At 68.9% G+C, this 15,914-nt stretch carries 9 protein-coding genes, 1 tRNA gene and 1 pseudogene; 5 read left to right on the forward strand and 6 right to left on the reverse strand.

Annotated features, from left to right (window positions below; all coding sequences use genetic code 11):
* Positions 1–12 precede the first annotated feature (12 nt).
* From fdhE to G3545_RS26055, 4 genes and pseudogenes are all read left to right on the forward strand, one after another.
* Complete coding sequence (fdhE, locus tag G3545_RS26040) at positions 13–924, forward strand: formate dehydrogenase accessory protein FdhE (protein WP_170017138.1); 912 nt, start codon at positions 13–15, stop codon at positions 922–924.
* A 10-nt stretch (positions 925–934) separates the two neighbouring features.
* Positions 935–2,374 carry an L-seryl-tRNA(Sec) selenium transferase gene (gene selA, locus G3545_RS26045; protein WP_170017140.1) on the forward strand — a complete coding sequence of 480 codons (1,440 nt, stop codon included), beginning with the start codon at positions 935–937 and terminating at the stop codon, positions 2,372–2,374.
* Positions 2,371–4,226, forward strand: a pseudogene (selB, locus tag G3545_RS26050) (selenocysteine-specific translation elongation factor); the annotation flags it as partial. The gene selA and the pseudogene selB, both read left to right, overlap by 4 nt.
* 124 nt (positions 4,227–4,350) lie before the next feature.
* A tRNA-Sec gene (locus G3545_RS26055) sits at positions 4,351–4,446 on the forward strand.
* A 150-nt stretch (positions 4,447–4,596) separates the two neighbouring features.
* Here G3545_RS26055 and G3545_RS26060 read toward each other — a convergent pair.
* The 4 genes from G3545_RS26060 to bcsA are packed head-to-tail and all read right to left on the reverse strand — an operon-like array spanning position 4,597 to position 12,726.
* Positions 4,597–6,828, reverse strand: a complete 2,232-nt coding sequence (locus G3545_RS26060; RefSeq protein WP_170017142.1) for a hypothetical protein — start codon at positions 6,826–6,828, stop codon at positions 4,597–4,599.
* Entirely contained in the window at positions 6,819–7,868 is a 1,050-nt protein-coding gene (locus G3545_RS26065; RefSeq protein WP_246702571.1) for a glycosyl hydrolase family 8, read from the reverse strand. The genes G3545_RS26060 and G3545_RS26065 overlap by 10 nt, the downstream gene beginning before the upstream one ends.
* The gene (locus tag G3545_RS26070) at positions 7,865–10,534 is read right to left on the reverse strand and encodes a cellulose biosynthesis cyclic di-GMP-binding regulatory protein BcsB (protein ID WP_170017144.1); all 2,670 of its coding nucleotides are present in this window, start codon (positions 10,532–10,534) and stop codon (positions 7,865–7,867) included. The genes G3545_RS26065 and G3545_RS26070 overlap by 4 nt, the downstream gene beginning before the upstream one ends.
* Positions 10,531–12,726, reverse strand: a complete 2,196-nt coding sequence (bcsA, locus tag G3545_RS26075) for a UDP-forming cellulose synthase catalytic subunit (protein ID WP_170017146.1) — start codon at positions 12,724–12,726, stop codon at positions 10,531–10,533. The genes G3545_RS26070 and bcsA overlap by 4 nt, the downstream gene beginning before the upstream one ends.
* A gap of 311 nt (positions 12,727–13,037) precedes the next feature.
* On the opposite strand from bcsA, the gene bcsN reads away from it, so the two are divergent.
* On the forward strand, positions 13,038–13,874 hold the full coding sequence (bcsN, locus tag G3545_RS26080; protein WP_170017148.1) for a cellulose biosynthesis protein BcsN: 837 nt from the start codon (positions 13,038–13,040) through the stop codon (positions 13,872–13,874).
* 126 nt (positions 13,875–14,000) lie between these two features.
* Here bcsN and G3545_RS26085 read toward each other — a convergent pair whose 3' ends face one another.
* Together G3545_RS26085 and G3545_RS26090 are read right to left on the reverse strand one after the other, a co-directional pair.
* The gene (locus G3545_RS26085) at positions 14,001–14,585 is read right to left on the reverse strand and encodes a hypothetical protein (RefSeq protein WP_170017150.1); all 585 of its coding nucleotides are present in this window, start codon (positions 14,583–14,585) and stop codon (positions 14,001–14,003) included.
* On the reverse strand, positions 14,579–15,892 hold the full coding sequence (locus tag G3545_RS26090) for a hypothetical protein (RefSeq protein WP_170017152.1): 1,314 nt from the start codon (positions 15,890–15,892) through the stop codon (positions 14,579–14,581). Before G3545_RS26090 ends, G3545_RS26085 begins: the two co-directional genes overlap by 7 nt.
* Positions 15,893–15,914: the final 22 nt, after the last annotated feature.

A 15,914-nucleotide genomic window follows, 5' to 3' on the forward strand; every position in this document is an offset into this window, starting at 1 on the left:
CGTGAGGTTCCGATGTCCAGCCTGATCCAGCCAGACCCGACCGCAATCGGCGACGTCTCGACGCCGCCCTTCGCCGTCCTTCCCGATCCACTTGTGCTCTTCACCAACCGCGCCCGGCGGCTGCGCGAGCTCAGCGCCGTGAGCGAGATGGCACCCTATCTCGATTTCGTCGCCGGCATCGTGGAGGCGCAGGCCGCCATCCTGCCCGGCCTGCCGGAACCGGAACGACCGGACGTCGAGGCACTCGCCCGCGCCCGCGAATTCGAGATGCCGCCGCTCGACCGCACCCGCTTCGCGCTCGACGAGGTGGTGGAGACGACGCTCGACGCGCTGTTCGATGCCGTGCGCGCCGTGCCGAAGCCGGAGACCGCGGCGAACGCGCTCGGCCGCGTTTCCCGCGCCGACGCCATCGCCCGCGCGGAGATGGTGTCGAACGTGCTGGGCCATGCCATCCCGGTCGAAGCGCTCGCCGAGCACGTCTATGTCGCTGCCGCGCTCCAGGTGCATTTCGCCCGGCTGGCGTCCCGCCTCGATGTGAGCCAGCTGGTCGCGGTGGGCGATGGTCTCTGCCCGGTCTGCGGCGGGCCGCCGGTCGCCTCGCTCATCGTCGAATGGCCGACCGCGCATGGCTCGCGCTTCTGCGCCTGCGCGCTGTGCGGCACGCTGTGGAACTATGTCCGCATCCGCTGCACCTCGTGCGGCTCGACCAAGGGCATCGGCTACCAGGAGATCGAGGGCGGGCAGGGCACCATCAAGGCCGAGACCTGCGACGAGTGCCGCACCTATGTGAAGGTGCTGCACCAGCACAAGGATGTGGGCATCGAGCCGTTGGCCGACGATGTCGCCAGCCTCGCGCTCGATCTGCTGATGCGCGAGGGGCCGTATCGCCGCGCCGCCTTCAACCCGTTCCTGCTCGGCTATTGAGGAGGTGGGGATGAGCGAGGACGCCAATCATTCGCTGCGTGCGCTGCCCGCGGTCGACACGGTGCTGAAGGCGCCTGCCGCGCTCGCCGCCATCGATCGCTTCGGCCGGCTGGAGACCACACGCGCGGTGCGCGCCGCGCTCACCGAGGTGCGCCGGCACGCGGAGCATCTGACCGCCGTACCGGACGCCGAGCACATCGCCAATGCGGCGCTCGCCGCCCTGGTTGCGGATGCGCAGCCCTCGCTGCGTCCGGTGTTCAACCTCACCGGCACGGTGCTGCACACCAATCTCGGCCGCGCGCTGCTGGCCGAAGAGGCGATCGCGGCGGCGGTCGCCGCCATGCGCTCTGCCGTGGCGCTGGAGTTCAATCTCGACGGCGGCCGGCGCGGCGAGCGCGACGACCATGTGCGCGGCCTGTTGTGCGAGTTGACCGGCGCCGAGGACGCCACCGTCGTCAACAACAATGCCGCGGCGGTGCTGCTCGTCATCAATACGCTGGGCAATGGCCGCGAGGCCATCGTCTCGCGCGGCGAACTGATCGAGATCGGCGGCGCCTTCCGCATGCCGGACATCATGGCGCGCGCCGGGGCGCAACTGGTTGAGGTCGGCACCACCAACCGCACCCATCCGCGCGACTATGACGGCGCCATCAATGCCGCCACCGGGCTGGTGCTGAAGGTGCACACCTCGAACTACCGCATCGAGGGCTTCACCAAGCAGGTGCCGGCGCGCGAACTGGCGGAGATCGCCCGCGCCAAGCGCGTGCCGCTGGTGAACGATCTCGGCTCCGGCACGCTCGCCGACCTCGCCCGCTATGGCCTCGCCCATGAGCCGACGGTGCGCGAGGCGGTGGCCGACGGCGCCGACCTTGTCACCTTCTCCGGCGACAAGCTGCTCGGCGGACCGCAGACCGGCTTCATCGTCGGCCGGCGCGACCTGATCGTCGCCATCAACAGGAACCCGCTGAAGCGCGCGCTGCGGGTCGATAAGGTCCGGCTCGCGGCGCTGGAGGCGACGCTGCGGCTCTATCGCGATCCCGATCGGCTGGCCGCCCGGCTGCCGACGCTGCGCCTGCTGGCGCTTCCCGCCGGCGAGATCGCAGAGCGCGGCCGCGCGCTGGTGCCGGCAGTCTCCGGAGCGCTCGGGGCGGATTTCACCGTCGAGGTCGCGCCGTGCAGCAGCCAGATCGGCTCCGGTGCGCTGCCGCTGGAGATGCTGCCGAGCGCCGGGCTCGCCATCCGTTCGCTGCGCGCCGAGGGGCGGGTGCTCGACGAACTCGCGAGCGCGCTGCGCCGGCTCGACGTGCCGGTGATCGGGCGCATCAATGACGGCGCGCTGCTGCTCGACCTGCGCTGCCTGGAGGACGAGGCCGGCTTCCTCGAGACGCTGCGCGGGCTGGACACATTGCGCGAGATGGACGCGCTGCGCGGTGCGGAGGTGCGTTCATGATCGTCGGCACTGCCGGCCATATCGACCACGGCAAGACCGCTCTCGTCGGGCGGCTCACGGGGGTCGATACCGACCGGCTGAAGGAGGAGAAGGCGCGCGGCATCTCCATCGATCTCGGCTTCGCCTATCTTCCGACCGATGCCGGCATTATCGGCTTCATCGATGTGCCGGGCCATGAGCGCTTCATCCACACCATGCTGGCCGGCGCCGGCAGCATCGATTTCGCGCTGCTGGTGGTGGCCACCGACGATGGCGTGATGCCGCAGACCCGCGAGCATCTTGCCATCCTCGATCTGCTCGGAATCGCCAACGGCATCGTCGTGCTGACCAAGGCCGACCTCGCAGACGCCGACCGGCGCGGCGCGGTGGAGGCCGAGATACGAGCGGCGCTGGCGGATACCAGCCTTGATGGCGCGGACATCCTGCCGGTGTCGTCCATCACCGGGGAGGGTGTCGAGGAACTGCGTGCCCGCCTCATTGCAGCCGCGGGCGCCTTGTCGGCGCGTGGCGCCGATGGACGCTTCCGGCTGGCGGTGGACCGCAGCTTCTCACTCAGCGGAGCCGGCACGGTGGTTACCGGCACTGTGCTCAGCGGACACATCGCGGTGGGCGAGCGGGTCACGGTGAGCCCGTCGGGCCTCAGCGCGCGGGTGCGCTCGATCCATGCGCAGAACCGGCCGGCGGAGACCGGACGGGCCGGTGACCGCTGCGCGCTGAACCTCGCGGGCGAGGACATCACTCACGAGGCGATCAAGCGCGGCGACATGGTGCTCGACCCGACCCTGCACGCGCCGACCGAGCGCATCGACGCCACGCTGCGCGTGCTGGCAAGTGAACCGAAAGCGATCGGCCAGTGGTTCCCGGTACGGTTCCATCACGCCAGTGCGGAGGTCGGCGCGCGCATCGTTCCGCTCGACGCCGAGACGGTGAGGCCGGGCGGCCGGGCGCTGGTCCAGCTGGTGCTGGAGCGGCCGATCGCGGCCGCGGCGGGCGACCGCTACGTCATTCGCGACACCTCGGCCCAACGCACCATCGGCGGCGGACGCCTCGTCGATCTGCGCGCTCCCGCCCGCAAGCGGCGCACGCCGGAGCGGCTGGCGCAGGTGACGGCGCACGCCATCCCCGATGCTGCGGAGGCGGTTACGGCGCTGCTCGCCGCTTCCCCCTTCCATCTCGACCTCACCGCCTTTGCGCGCGATCGGGCGTTGTCCGCGGATGCGGTCGACGCGCTGGTTGCACAGCTTGATCTCGCGGCGATCACGACGGGCGGCGTGGTGACGGTGCTCTCCGCCATACGCTGGAAGCAGGTGACCACCGCCCTCATCGAGACGCTCGGCATCTTCCACGCCGAGAATCCCGATCTGCCGGGCATCGGCGTGGAGAAGCTGCGCCTCGCGCTCGACCGCACGCTCGGCAAGCCGGTGTTCGCCGCCATCCTCCAGATGCTGGCGAAGCGCGATGTGCTCGCGCTCGAAGGCGCCTGGGTAAGGCTCGCCGGCCATGAGGTACGGCTGACGCCCAAGGATGAGGTGCTGTGGGAGGAAATCCGCCCACGGCTTGGCGGTGCGGAGCGCTTGCGTCCGCCGCGGGTGCGCGACATTGCCGGCATGCTGGACGAGGCCGAGCCCGAGGTGCGCCGCCTGCTGCGGCTGCTGGGCCGCATGGGGCGGGCCGACGAGGTGGCGCACGATCATTTCTTCCTGCGCGCCACTGTCGCCGAACTGGTCGGCATCGCCCGCGAGCTTGCCGCCGAGGGCGAGAGGGGCGAGTTCACCGCCGCCCGCTTCCGCGATCGCATCGAGGGCGCCGGTGAAGGGAAGGTTCACGGCGTCGGCCGCAAGGTCGCGATCCAGATCCTGGAATTCCTGGACCGCCATGGCGTGACGCTGCGCCGCGGCGATCTGCGCCGCATCAATCCGCATCGGCTGGACCTGTTCGGTCCGCCTGGTGAAGATGAGCCGGCGCAGCAGCGAGATGGAAGAGAGTCGTCCCTGGTGGGGCGTCCGGACTTCAAATCCGGGAGGGGCCGCGAGACGGTCCTTGGTGGGTTCGACTCCCACTCTCTTCCGCCATCCGCCCGCACTCGTCGGGGGTAAGCTCCCTCTCCCCGTCGGGGGAGAGGGTTGGGGTGAGGGGTCTTCGCCACTCCACAATCGTGCTCCCCCTCACCGACCCGCTTCGCGGGCCACCCCAATGGGGAGAGGGAAACAAGCGAGTGGGGGCTAGCCGTCGCGCACCTTCTTGGTCAGCGCAAGAATGGCGCTGACGCCGGCCTGTGCGTCGGGATTGCCAGTAGCGGCGAGCGCCTTGAAGATGCGGTCGGCCGACTGCAGATCGCGCAGATGGTAGTAGGACCAGCCGCGCAGCATCATCAGGTCCTGCTGCTCGGGGACGAGGCGGCTGCGCTCATCCAGCGCGATGATCGCCTCGACAAAGCGCTCGTCATTGTAGGCCGCCTGCGCACGCTGGGCGAGGATGTCGGCGCTCAACTGGGTCGAGCGTCGCGGATCCTGCGGCGCCTCGATAGCGGCGACCTGCGCGGCATTGGTCATGCCCTTGCGCAGATAGGCGAGCGACTTGCCATAGGCGGCGTCTTCCGCGGTCTTGCCAGAGCCGTATTTGATGGCGAGGTCGAAGGCGGCCGCGGCCTCCATCGGGCGCAGCAGCTCCATCAGGCACCAGCCGCGGGCCAGTGCATCGGCCGGCGCGAGGCGTCCGGCGCGGAAGCCGGCATCGGTGATGGCGACGCACTGGCCGAAGCGCTTGGATTGCAGCGCGGCCGCGGCGCCGGTGCCGGACACCGACCCACCTGAAGACGCGCCATAGCTGCGACGTTCGGACTTCGAGACCGGCGCGGCGTAGTCGTCGACCTCGGGTGCGAGATCGATGGGCGCCGCGGCGACACGCGGTCGCGGCGCCGGAGCGGCGGGTGGGGGATCGAACGGCGGCAGCGGCGCGTTTCGGCTGGCAACTGGCGCGACAGGAGCGAGCGGCGGCAGTGCTTGCTGGGCGGGCTGCGGCGCGAGCCCGGCAACAGCCATTCCGCCCTGGCGTTCCAGCCGGCGCCGGACCTCCGGCGAGACCAGGGCAAGGATGCGCTCGGAGCGGGTGCGCCAGCGGGCGACGATGGCGTCCAGCGTCGCCTTGTCCTTCAGGCGCAGGCTGGTGACGGCGAGGCCATAGGCCGAAGGCTCGTCGTCCGGTGCCCAGTCGACCGCGGTGCGGAACCAGGTGGCGGCGGTGCGCAGCTGGCCGGTATTGTAGGCGTACCAGCCGATGGCCTGCGCGCCCGAGACATATTTGTCGGCGATCACCACCGGGGAGAAGCGGGCGAGGATGCCGGCATCGAGCCGCGGCGGCGGATCGGCGGCAAGCAGGCTCACCACCACGTCGAGATAGGCCTTGCGGTTCTCCGGCGTGGCATCGCGCCATTGATAGGCGACGGGTTCGGCTTCCAGCGCCCGGCCACCCGACATCAGGGTGAGCACATAGCCTTCGGCGGCCTTGGCGCCGCCATTGCGGTCGAGCGCGATCTTGAACCAGTCGAGTGCGCGCGCCGGCTCGTTATGGCGGTAGAGATACCAGCCGAGCAGCAGCGCGTCGTCCGGCGTGGTGCCGGCCTTGGCGAGCCGCTCCATGGTGGCGATGTCGTCGGCCGGGACGGTCTGCTTCTCGTCCTGCGCGGCGCGGCCCATGCGGGCCCGCACCAGATCGTCGCGCAGCACGGCGAACTCGCCCTGGCCATCCGGGCCGGGCCGCTCCAGCTTGATCAGCACGGCGACACGCGGCTCATCGAGCAGCTGGATCGCCTTCTGCAGCGTGGCGACACGCTCCCCGGTGTCGGTGCACGTGTTCAGCACATAGCCATAGACATCCTGCGCGCGGTCCGGCGCGTTGGTCTTGCCGAAGGCCTCGGCGACGCGCCAGAGCACGTCGACATTGGCGCAGGTCAGCACGCCCGGCGTCTCGGTGGCGACGCGCAGCACCGTGCCCCATTGCTGGGCGTCCGAGGCGTTGACGATGCGGCGACGCGCCTCGCCCTCGTCGAGCCGGGCCAGCAATTCCGGCGGCACCACCCAGGCAGGCTCGGATGCCTGGCGCGCGGCGATGGCGCTGCGGACATCACCATATTTACCGTCGGCATAAAGCTGCCACATGCGCTCGAGCTCCGGATCGGAGCGTGTCGCCGGGCCGAACAGGTCGGTCGGTGGGGTCCAGTCCGGGTAGAGCGCGCGCAGCCGGGCGGTCTCGGCCTCAAGCCGGCGCGTGTCGCCCTGCGAGGCGAAATAGCGCAGCGCGGTCTCGTCGACCTTTGGCCTCGGCGCGTTGGCGGTAGCGGGATTGGCGGGCGATGCAGGTGTCTTGGCAGTGCCGGGAAGATCGATCTGCTGGCCTATGGCGGGGACTACGGCGCCCCCGAGCAAGAACAGCAGAACGGCTTTCTTCAAAGACATCGCGGATATTTCTCAGCCACCATCGACATGCCCAGCAGATAAAGGGTGGACGGGTAATACAGCGTCGGCTCGAAGCGGCGCAGGTCGTCGGGAATCGCCGCCCCGTCGAGCGCGCAGGAGAGCGCCGCGGCGAGCATACGGTAACCGGGCTCGTCGAGCCTCGTGAGCACGCGCCCGGTCGGTATGTTGACGATTGCGGGCCTGCCCGCGTTCTCGACGATCCAGTTCCGCTTGAAGACTTCGAGAGTGCCCGCGTCCTTTATGTCTGCCCGCAAAAGGTAAAGAACTATCCTTAATGAATTGTAACCGAACACGGGTTCGAAGCCCTGCGCCGGGACCAGCGCGCCTCCCGCGGGGGCCGAGAGCCAGTCCGGCGGCAGCTTGGCCGGGCCGAGGCGGGCGGCCGCGATCAGCGCCTGGCCGCTCTTGGAAAGCCCGGCCCAGTCGACCTCGGGGGCGAGCTGCGCCAGCACCGGGAAGGCCTCGAAGATCCAGTAGGACAAGTTAAGGACCGGGCCGTCCTTGCGCTCCCTGGTGGAGAAGCCGGTGACGCCGGGCATCAGCACCAGACGGCCGCCCTCGCGCTTCACCGCCTGCTTGCCGATCGCCTTGGCGATGCGGGTGGCGCCCGAGAGATAGCCCGGCTCGTTCCAGGCGCGCCCGGCACGGGCCAGCGCATAGGCGATCAGTATGTCGCCATCGCTTGCGGCATTGATGTCGGTGATGTGCGGATTGGCCTTGGGGTCCCAGCGCCACGCAGCGAGGCCGTCGTCGCGGATCAAGAGTTCGGTGCGGGTGAAGGTCCAGATGCGCTCGAAGGCAGCCCGGTCACCGGCCAGGTACGCGAGCAGCATGCCGTAGCCTTGCCCCTCGCTGTGGCTGATGCCGCCATTGCCGTCATCTACGACGCGCCCGCTGGCATCGACGAACCGGGCGAGATAGGCGGTCCATGCATCGGGGGCGATCATGTTGGGAGCCTGCGCACGCGCCGGCAGGCCGGCACACAGCACGGCCAGCACGACGAAGACAAAGCGGATCATGCGGTGCGTCCCAGCCGGCGGAGCAGGAAGGTCGTCGCGGTCCCGAGCACGATGCCGCAGAACACCAGGATCAGCGCATAGGGCAGGATGTTGATGGACAGCCAATTGGCCGCCACCATACGGAAATTGGCGAAGCCCAATGGCTCGGTGATGACGAAGCGATATTGCGCCGCGTCCCGCTGCTCCAGCGTGCCGGTTGCGGCCTGGTAGGCGACGGCCTGGCCGGAGATGCGGGTCCACACCTCCTGCGCGGTGAAGCTGTCCATGCCGGCGGCCAGCCCTTCGGCAGTGCGGCCGGACACCAGCGTCCAGGTCGAGGAGCCATTCGGGGCGAGGCCCTGCGCCAGCAGCACCGAGGTGCGTGGTGGCGGTTCGAACAGGGTCTGTTCAGCCTCCCCGATGCGCAGCGAGGAATAGGAGATGCCGAAGGTGCGCTTGGTCCAGCCCTCGAAGCTGGTGAGCATGCCGCCGATCCCGCCGCCGCCGGAAAGATTCTCGCGCCAGCGCTCATACACTTCCGGCGTGTCGTCGGGTGTAGTCGTGCCCGGCTCCGGAGCGGCGCTGCCGTCGCCTCCCGGCTTCTGGCGGCTGCGGAAGCGCTGCAGCACATCGTCATAGCTGGCGTCGCTGCCCGGTGGCCGGGCCGCGGCGTCATCGCCCGGCCCGGCGACCCAGTTGACGCGTGTCGCCTCGGCGATGCCGACCTGGCCGAGAATGCCCGGAGCGATCTGGCCGATGGCGCCGACGAAGATGGCAGGCCGTTCGCCGAGCGTCGAGGACGCCGGCGAGGAGTCGATCGGAATCGGCTCGCCCTTGGCGAGCGCGAGGCGCGCCATCAGCGTCGCGCCGGAGGAGACGGTCGGCGCATCGTGCCGGGCCAGCACCACGGCGAGCGGATTGACGTCCATCCGATAGGGGAAAGCCCGCGCCGCGAAGGCGGCGAGGTCCGGCGTGCGGCCGATGCGGGCGAAGCCGTCCATGACGAATTCGGAGGAATCGAACAGCACGAAGCGGTCGTCGCCCGGCAGCGTGGCACCGGGCAGGCAGCGCGCGTCGGCCTCGGTGTCGAGCACCACCTCGATCCACACGCGATTGATGCCGGGACGGAAATTGGTCAGCGGGATCTTCAGTGGCTGGCGCTGGAACAGTCCGCCGCCGCGCGTGCCGATGGTCAGCGTCGAGGCGATCTGGTCGTTCACATAGACGTCGACATGGCTGCCGGGACGGACCGCGGCGGTGTAGGCGGCGTCGATCAGCAGCAGCGCCTGGCCATAGGCGGTGGCATAGAAGTCGGCCGGCAAGGCGATGCCGAAGCGCACGCGGAAGCGGCGGCCGGAGAATTCCTGCGTCGACACCCCGAGATCGGCGAGCCGCACCCGCCGTGCGCCGGTGAAGAGCGGGGCATCCGGGGCGAAGCGCCCGGAGGTGGCGACGCTGTTGCGCGCGCTTACCGGCAGCGTGTTCAAGCGGTCGATGGCGGTGTCGACGTCGCTCGCGAGCGGGCCGGCGACCACCAGGGTCGGCCCGCCCAGCCGGCGGTCGGCGACGAAGCGCGCCACCGGCTGCATCGCGGCTTCCGCCGGCGGCGAGCCCATCAGGCGGGGCAACTCCACGGCGGTGCCGAGCACCAGGGTGACAGTGCCGCGCGGGGTCGGGCCGGCGGCGCCGTCGGAAACCGAGACGACGGGGTGCGGAAAGCGGCCGCGCAAGGCGATGCCCTGCACCGCGCGCAGCACGCGGGCGCTACCGCCGCCCTCCAGCGGGCCGGGGGTGACGACGCGGATGCGGGTGGCGCCATTCTCGTCGACACCGACCGCGGGCAGATCGTCGAGCCCGCCCGTCAAGGGCGGCAGGCCGCCGGCATAGGCGATGCCGGTCGCGGCATTGTTTATGTCGGTCCACAGCTCATAGGTGGAGGCGACCGAGCAGTCGGTGCGGTGGCGCTGGGTCACCTCGAAGCGCACCAGATTGGCGCCGGCGCGCAGCACGCCGGCGCGGATCGGCGCCACGATCTGGGTGACCTCCTGCGAGGAGGTGATCGGCGTCTCGATGATGCTCTGGCCGTTGATGGTGACGCGCAGCCGGGAGGCCTCCGGCATGACGACGACGGCATTGGTGTAGCCGACCAGCAGCGTGGCGGCGCGGCCGGCCTCCTCCTCGCTGACATTGGTCACCCAGGCGCGGGAATCGATCTCGCCCTCAAAGCGGAGCCGCTTCAGCGGCACGATGTATCGATCGGGCGTACGCATCGCATGCGCGGTGCCGGGCGTCGCTGCCGGGGCGGAGACCGCGGCTGGCGGCGCGGGCTGTCCCGGCCGCATCTGGAAAGGCGTGGGCGCGGCGGGGGACTGCGCCTGTGCGGGCGGCTGGGCCGAAGAAGGAGCCGGCGGCTGGTAGGGCTGGGGCGGAACTGCCGATTGTCCCGTCTGCGCGCCCATCGGGAATGGCGAGGTGCCCGGCGCCGCCGGTGTGCTGCCCTGCGAGGGCGCATTGCCGGGCGGCATGCCGAAGGGTTGCGCAGCGGGCGGCGCCGTCGCTGCCGGGGCTCCGCCCGGCGGGCTTATGTTGAAGGCGGGCTGCGCCTCGGCATTGCCTGCGGCCAAGGCGAGCAGGCAGGCGAGGGCGAACCCCCGTCCGAGATCGAAGACGAAGCGGGCGTGGATCATGATTGCTTGGCTTCGACGACGGGAGGACGCGCGCCGGCGCGGCGCAGCTTGTGCAGATGCATGAGATAGGAGAGCCCGCGGCCGGTCTGGTACAGCGCGATGATGAAGAAGCGGATGGTTCCGCGCAGCACGCCGGGATTGTTGCGGCGGGAATACTGGAATTTCTTCCACTCATCGGCGTTGGCGAAGATCAGGTCGGCGATCAGGCGGTGATGCAGCGGCACTTCCGGGTGGAACTGGACACCGAGCAATTGGCCATCCGGATCGTGCTTGATGCTGCGGATGCTGAGCGGCAGCGTGTCGATACCGATATCCGATTGCGGCTTGAAGCGGATGGTGGCGATGTTGCCGCGGGTGATGTCGCCGAGCCCGGAGGCCGGCGCGCGGATGCTGGCGCCGCCGATGGAGACATCTTCCACCACTGCCGGCACGGTCTTGCCGTCGATCATCAATTCGCAGCGGCGCGCCACGTTCACGCGGTGGCTGCGGCGACGATTGGCACGCTCCGAGACCACGCCGAGCGCGCAGCCGGAAATGATGAGGTTGAGCATGTTCCAGCCGCCGACCACGATCGTGACGTCGGCGGTGTAGGGCTCGGTGAAGATGCGCCAGAAGGTCAGCAGCACGGCGACGATCTGCAGCGCGAAGATGACAAAGAACGGCTTGCCGATCTCCGAGATGTGGCTCTCGTCCAGCGTCTCGCCCTTGGCGGTGACCTTGAAGGTCGGCTTGCTCGGATTGGCGATCACCGACATCAGCGCAGGGAACAGATAGATCGACTGGATATACTCGTAGAGTTCGGAAATCCAAGGCCAACGGTAGCGGCCATAGAGATAGTTCTGCATCAAGAGGTTCACGAGCATATATGTCGACGTATAGGCCAGGAACTCGGCGCCGGACGCGTTGAAGATCTCCAGCGAGAACAAGAGATAGAACAGCGGCGAGATCAGGAAGATCATGCGCGAGATCGGGAAGAACCAGAACAGCGTGCTCGACATGTAGCAGAGCCGCTGCGGCAGCGTCAGGCCACGGCGGCCCGGCGGGAAGCGGTAGCGCAGGATCTGGTACATGCCCTGCGCCCAGCGTGAGCGCTGGCCGATGAAGCTGGCGAAGGTCTCCGGCTGCAAGCCGGCGATCAAGGGGGTGTCGACATAGACGCTGTGCCAGCCGCGGGTATGCAGTTCCAGCGCGGTTTCGCAATCCTCGGTAATGGAGACGCCGGAGAAGCCGTTGGTCTCGTTCAGCGCCTCGCGCCGCAGCACCGCCGCCGAGCCGCAGAAGAAGGCGGCGTCCCATTTGTCGAGGCCGCGCTGGATGATGCCGTAGAACATCTCGTTCTCCGACGGCATGTGGTCCCAGGTGCCGAGATTGCGTTCCAGCGGGTCGGGATTGATGAAGAAGTGCGGGGTCTGCACCAGGAACAACTTTGGGTCCTGCAGGAAATAGCCGACCGTCTCCTTCAGGAAGGAGCGCGCCGGGGCGTGGTCGGCATCGAACACCACGATCAGGTCGCCGGTGGAGTGCTGGAGGCCATTATTGAGGTTGCCGGCTTTGGCGTGCTCGTTGCGGGCGCGGGTGAGATAGCGCACGCCGAGCCCCTCGCAGAGCGCGGTCAGCTCCTTGCGGCGGTCCTGCGCTTCCTGCGCGGCGGCGGGATTGTCCTGGTTGCACTTCTGGTCGGTGCCGCCATCGTCGAGCAGCCAGACGGTGAATTTGTCGACGGGGTAATCAATGCCCTTCGCAGCGGCGAGGGTGGAGGCGAGCAGCGTCGCGTCTTCATTGTAGCTCGGCACGAAGATCTCGACCGTGGGCACCTTGTCGGCAGGAATCGCCGGCGCCTTGCGCTGCGGCAGCGGCATCGAGACCACGAACAGGCTGAGCGCGAGCATTCCCACGCTATACATCTCCGCCGCGTAGAGCAGGAAGCCGGGGATGAAGTCCTCGATCTGGCCGATCGGCGGTAAGGTACTGGTAGTACGCCAATAAACGTAGCGCAGCACGATGGCGGTGCCGAGGGCCAGCGCGATCATGCGCGGCGCGCCGACCGGCGCAAACATCTTCAAAAGTATAATTACTAGTACCACGATACAGCCGGCGATGAGATGCGCCTGAAGACTGATTGGTAGCGTGATGAGAAAGACAATGACCAGCGAGGCGATGGCCCATAGACCGGCGATCCATGCCTTACGCATTGTGCTTCGGGTCCCTGTTTGCCGACTTTCTGCCGGAGACCGGCACCACTCACCGATTCTAGGACGGAGAGGTTAGGGAAATCTATCCGATTTAAGCGCTTTTCTCCCGTCCCGCTCGATTCCACCACGGGAATCCTCAGGCTAAAGTCAGAGTCACTGATTGATTCGGTGCTCTTGCGCCGTGGCTTCCTGTCGATCGAACCAGGCGAACCTGCGACGTGGCGAAGAGCGAAACCAGCGGCGGTCTCAACGCCGGGCGGTGCGGCCCTCCACGGGCTCTCCGGCGGACCAGGCGGACGGCGACTGGCGCCATGCTGGGCTTCGCGCTCGCCTCCAGCGGCTGCGCACTTTCGCTGCGCGGCGAGGATCCCAAGGTCGCCACCATGACGATCGAGGTGCCGGCTTCGCAATCGCTGATCCTGCCCGAGCCGGGTGGGCCGAGCGTGCTGACGGTGCTGGAGACGCGCTATCTCAATGCGCTCGAGCAGGAAGTCGTGCTCGGCACGCGATCCACGGCGCCGGGGCAGAACTCTTTCCACGTCATCTTCTTCGGTCCGATCGACGGGCGTACCGGCCGCGACAACTACCGGAAAGACGACCGGCTTTCGGAAGAAAGCCTAGCCGACGAAATGGAGGAGGTGCTGCCCGGCGTTGCCATGCACACCTCCACCTTCTTCGTGCAGAACCGCTATGGGCCGTTCGGCTATGCCATCGGCCGCGCCGGGTCGAACGACCTGTGCATCTATGCGTGGCAGCGCATCGAATCGCAGGTGTCACTCAGCCCGGTGTCGCGCGATCGCGGCGTGCTGACGGTGAAGCTCAGGCTTTGCCAGACCGGAGCTACCGAGCAGAGCCTGCTCGGAATCATGTATCGCTACAGCATCAACGGCTATTATCTGCCGCGCGGCTGGCAGCCTTATGGCCGCCCGCTCCCGGAGTCCGAGGGGCTCGGCCGCCCGGGCGGTCCGCTCACCTATCCCACCGGGATCCAGGGCGACGGCACGGTGCTCGACGGCTATATGGGCCCAGAGCCCGTTCCGCCGCGCCCGGCGCGCTCGCGCAGCGTCTCCTCGCGACAGGAGACGCTCGATAGCGGCCCGCCTTCGACGCCGATCGAAGGCTACCCGACGGTGCCGGCACCGCAGTGAGGATTCCAACCTGCTCGCGTCATCCCGGACGGCCGCAGGCCGATCCGGGATCGCAGGAAGGTAAGGTGCGCTCTCGTCACGCGATCCCGGCTCTCCGCTTCGCTGCGGCCGGGATGACGACATACCTTAAATCCGCGGCCGGTCGCCGGGCGGGGTGGGGATGGCGATGCGCGGCGGCGTGAGATCGGGAAGCGCCGGCTGCTGCGCCACCCGTGCCGGCTTGGGAGCCGTGGTTGGGATCGACCCGGTGACTTCGGGATCGGCGGCGCTCACATCGGCATCGATGGCGACGAGGCGCCAATTGCCGCCGACCGGCTGGTAGGCGAGGTCAAAATCGACGCGCAGCGGCGCGGTCGGGAAATGTCCCGACAGCCGCAGCGCGCCGTCCGGCCCTATTGCGGGCGCGCGGGCGAGCTGGGCGTCGAGCAGCAGCACGGCAGCGAAGTCGAGCTTGCGCTCGCGCCACATGCGGAAGCGGTCTGCCAATGCGGCGCTGGAATTGGCGTCGCGGAACGCCGGCGCGCCGAGATCGCGCAGCACCGAATAATTGCCGGTTACGTTGGCCTGGTTCAGCGCGCTCAGCGTGCCGCGCAACAGTGCGAGCAGCACCGCCGGAGACGGCATTTCCGTCGCCCGCGCGGGAAGGGCGGGCGCGAGCAGCGCCACTGTCAGAGCGGCGATGCGCAACCTATTAATGAGCCGGCTTACCATGCCAGCATCACGCCGGCCTTGCCGCCGATCGATCCCTGGTTGAGGCCGAAGCCGATGCCGCCGGTGAGGAACAGGCTGTCGTCCATCAGCCGGGCGATGCCGGAGATCGCCACGGCATTCTCGCTGCCGAACGTGCCCCACTGCGCGCTCACCGCCACGTTCTTGCTGTCGGGCAGCGTCGGCGTGCCCATGGCCATCGCCATGGCGACGCCTTCATTGACCTCGTCGATCTGTTTCATGATCGGGCGGACGTCGAACAGGTCGGATACGTCGGCGCTGGCGAGGTTGCCGTTGGCATCGGTGGTGACGATCTGCACCGGGCCGGACTGCGCGGCGCGGCTGGCGGAGGAGGTGATCCCCTCGAACGTATAGGTGCTGGAGCCGGTGCCGAACGCCATCTGGTCGGCGCGGGTCGCGGTGGCGCCGGTGCCGATGGCGGCGGAATTGGCGAAGGAGGCATTGGCGCCGTCGCCGATCGCCGTGGCATGCGCAGCCGAGGCATTGGCGCTTTGGCCGAGCGCGGTCGACCCGGCGGCCGCGGCGATCGAGCCCTGGCCAACAGCAGTGGCGCCGACACCGTTGGCGGTCGCATTGTAGCCGACCGCGGTGGAATTCACCGCATTGGCCGCCGCGGTCATGCCGAGCGCGGTCGAACCGTCGGCATTGGCGGTGGCGTTCTGGCCGACCGCGGTCGCGTTCACGCCGTTGGCGATCGCCTTCTGGCCGAGCGCGGTCGAGGCGGTGGAATTGGCCCGCGAACCCTGGCCGAGCGCAGTTGAATTTGCGGCGCTGGCGATGGCGTCCTCGCCGATGGCGGTGGAGGCCACCTCGCTCGCCCGCGCGCTGCGGCCGACGGCGGTGGATTGCGTCTTGCTGGCGATGGCATCCTGGCCGACCGCGGTGGCGCCAGCCGCATTGGCCTTGGCGCCCTGGCCAAAGGCGGAGGCATCCTCGCCCTGCGCCGCCGCATCGGCGCCGATGGCGGTGGTGTAGTCGAGATTGGCGTTGGCGTTCTGGCCGATGGCGGTGGAGGAAACGCCATTGGCGACGGCGAGCTGACCGAAGGCGGAGGAGTTCGCGCCGAAGCCGGTCGCCTGCTGGCCGACTGCCGTGGTGTTGGGCTCAGTTGCCTGCGAGCCATCGCCGACAGCGGTGGATTGCGTGCCGGCCGCGGTGCCTCCGCATTGCAGTGCGGCGGCGGTGAGCTGGCAGGCGATGTCGGCGGCCGAGGCCGGCGCGACCAGCCAGGCAAGAACCGCAAGCGGAACCGCCGCGCCGGTCGCTTTCGCCTGCCTGTGCCGCGTCATGATCGATCCCCGCCCGCCCTGA

The organism is Starkeya sp. ORNL1 (assembly GCF_012971745.1).
In the GTDB taxonomy this organism is placed as follows: domain Bacteria; phylum Pseudomonadota; class Alphaproteobacteria; order Rhizobiales; family Xanthobacteraceae; genus Ancylobacter.

What these genes read in the sequence shown, in the direction of transcription:
- fdhE (WP_170017138.1), top strand. Translation starts at nt 13, where the DNA reads ATGTCCAGCCTGATCCAGCCAGACCCGACCGCAATCGGCGACGTCTCG.
- selA (WP_170017140.1), top strand. Translation starts at nt 935, where the DNA reads ATGAGCGAGGACGCCAATCATTCGCTGCGTGCGCTGCCCGCGGTCGAC.
- G3545_RS26060 (WP_170017142.1), bottom strand. Translation starts at nt 6,828, where the DNA reads ATGTCTTTGAAGAAAGCCGTTCTGCTGTTCTTGCTCGGGGGCGCCGTA.
- G3545_RS26065 (WP_246702571.1), bottom strand. Translation starts at nt 7,868, where the DNA reads ATGATCCGCTTTGTCTTCGTCGTGCTGGCCGTGCTGTGTGCCGGCCTG.
- G3545_RS26070 (WP_170017144.1), bottom strand. Translation starts at nt 10,534, where the DNA reads ATGATCCACGCCCGCTTCGTCTTCGATCTCGGACGGGGGTTCGCCCTC.
- bcsA (WP_170017146.1), bottom strand. Translation starts at nt 12,726, where the DNA reads ATGCGTAAGGCATGGATCGCCGGTCTATGGGCCATCGCCTCGCTGGTC.
- bcsN (WP_170017148.1), top strand. Translation starts at nt 13,038, where the DNA reads ATGCTGGGCTTCGCGCTCGCCTCCAGCGGCTGCGCACTTTCGCTGCGC.
- G3545_RS26085 (WP_170017150.1), bottom strand. Translation starts at nt 14,585, where the DNA reads ATGGTAAGCCGGCTCATTAATAGGTTGCGCATCGCCGCTCTGACAGTG.
- G3545_RS26090 (WP_170017152.1), bottom strand. Translation starts at nt 15,892, where the DNA reads ATGACGCGGCACAGGCAGGCGAAAGCGACCGGCGCGGCGGTTCCGCTT.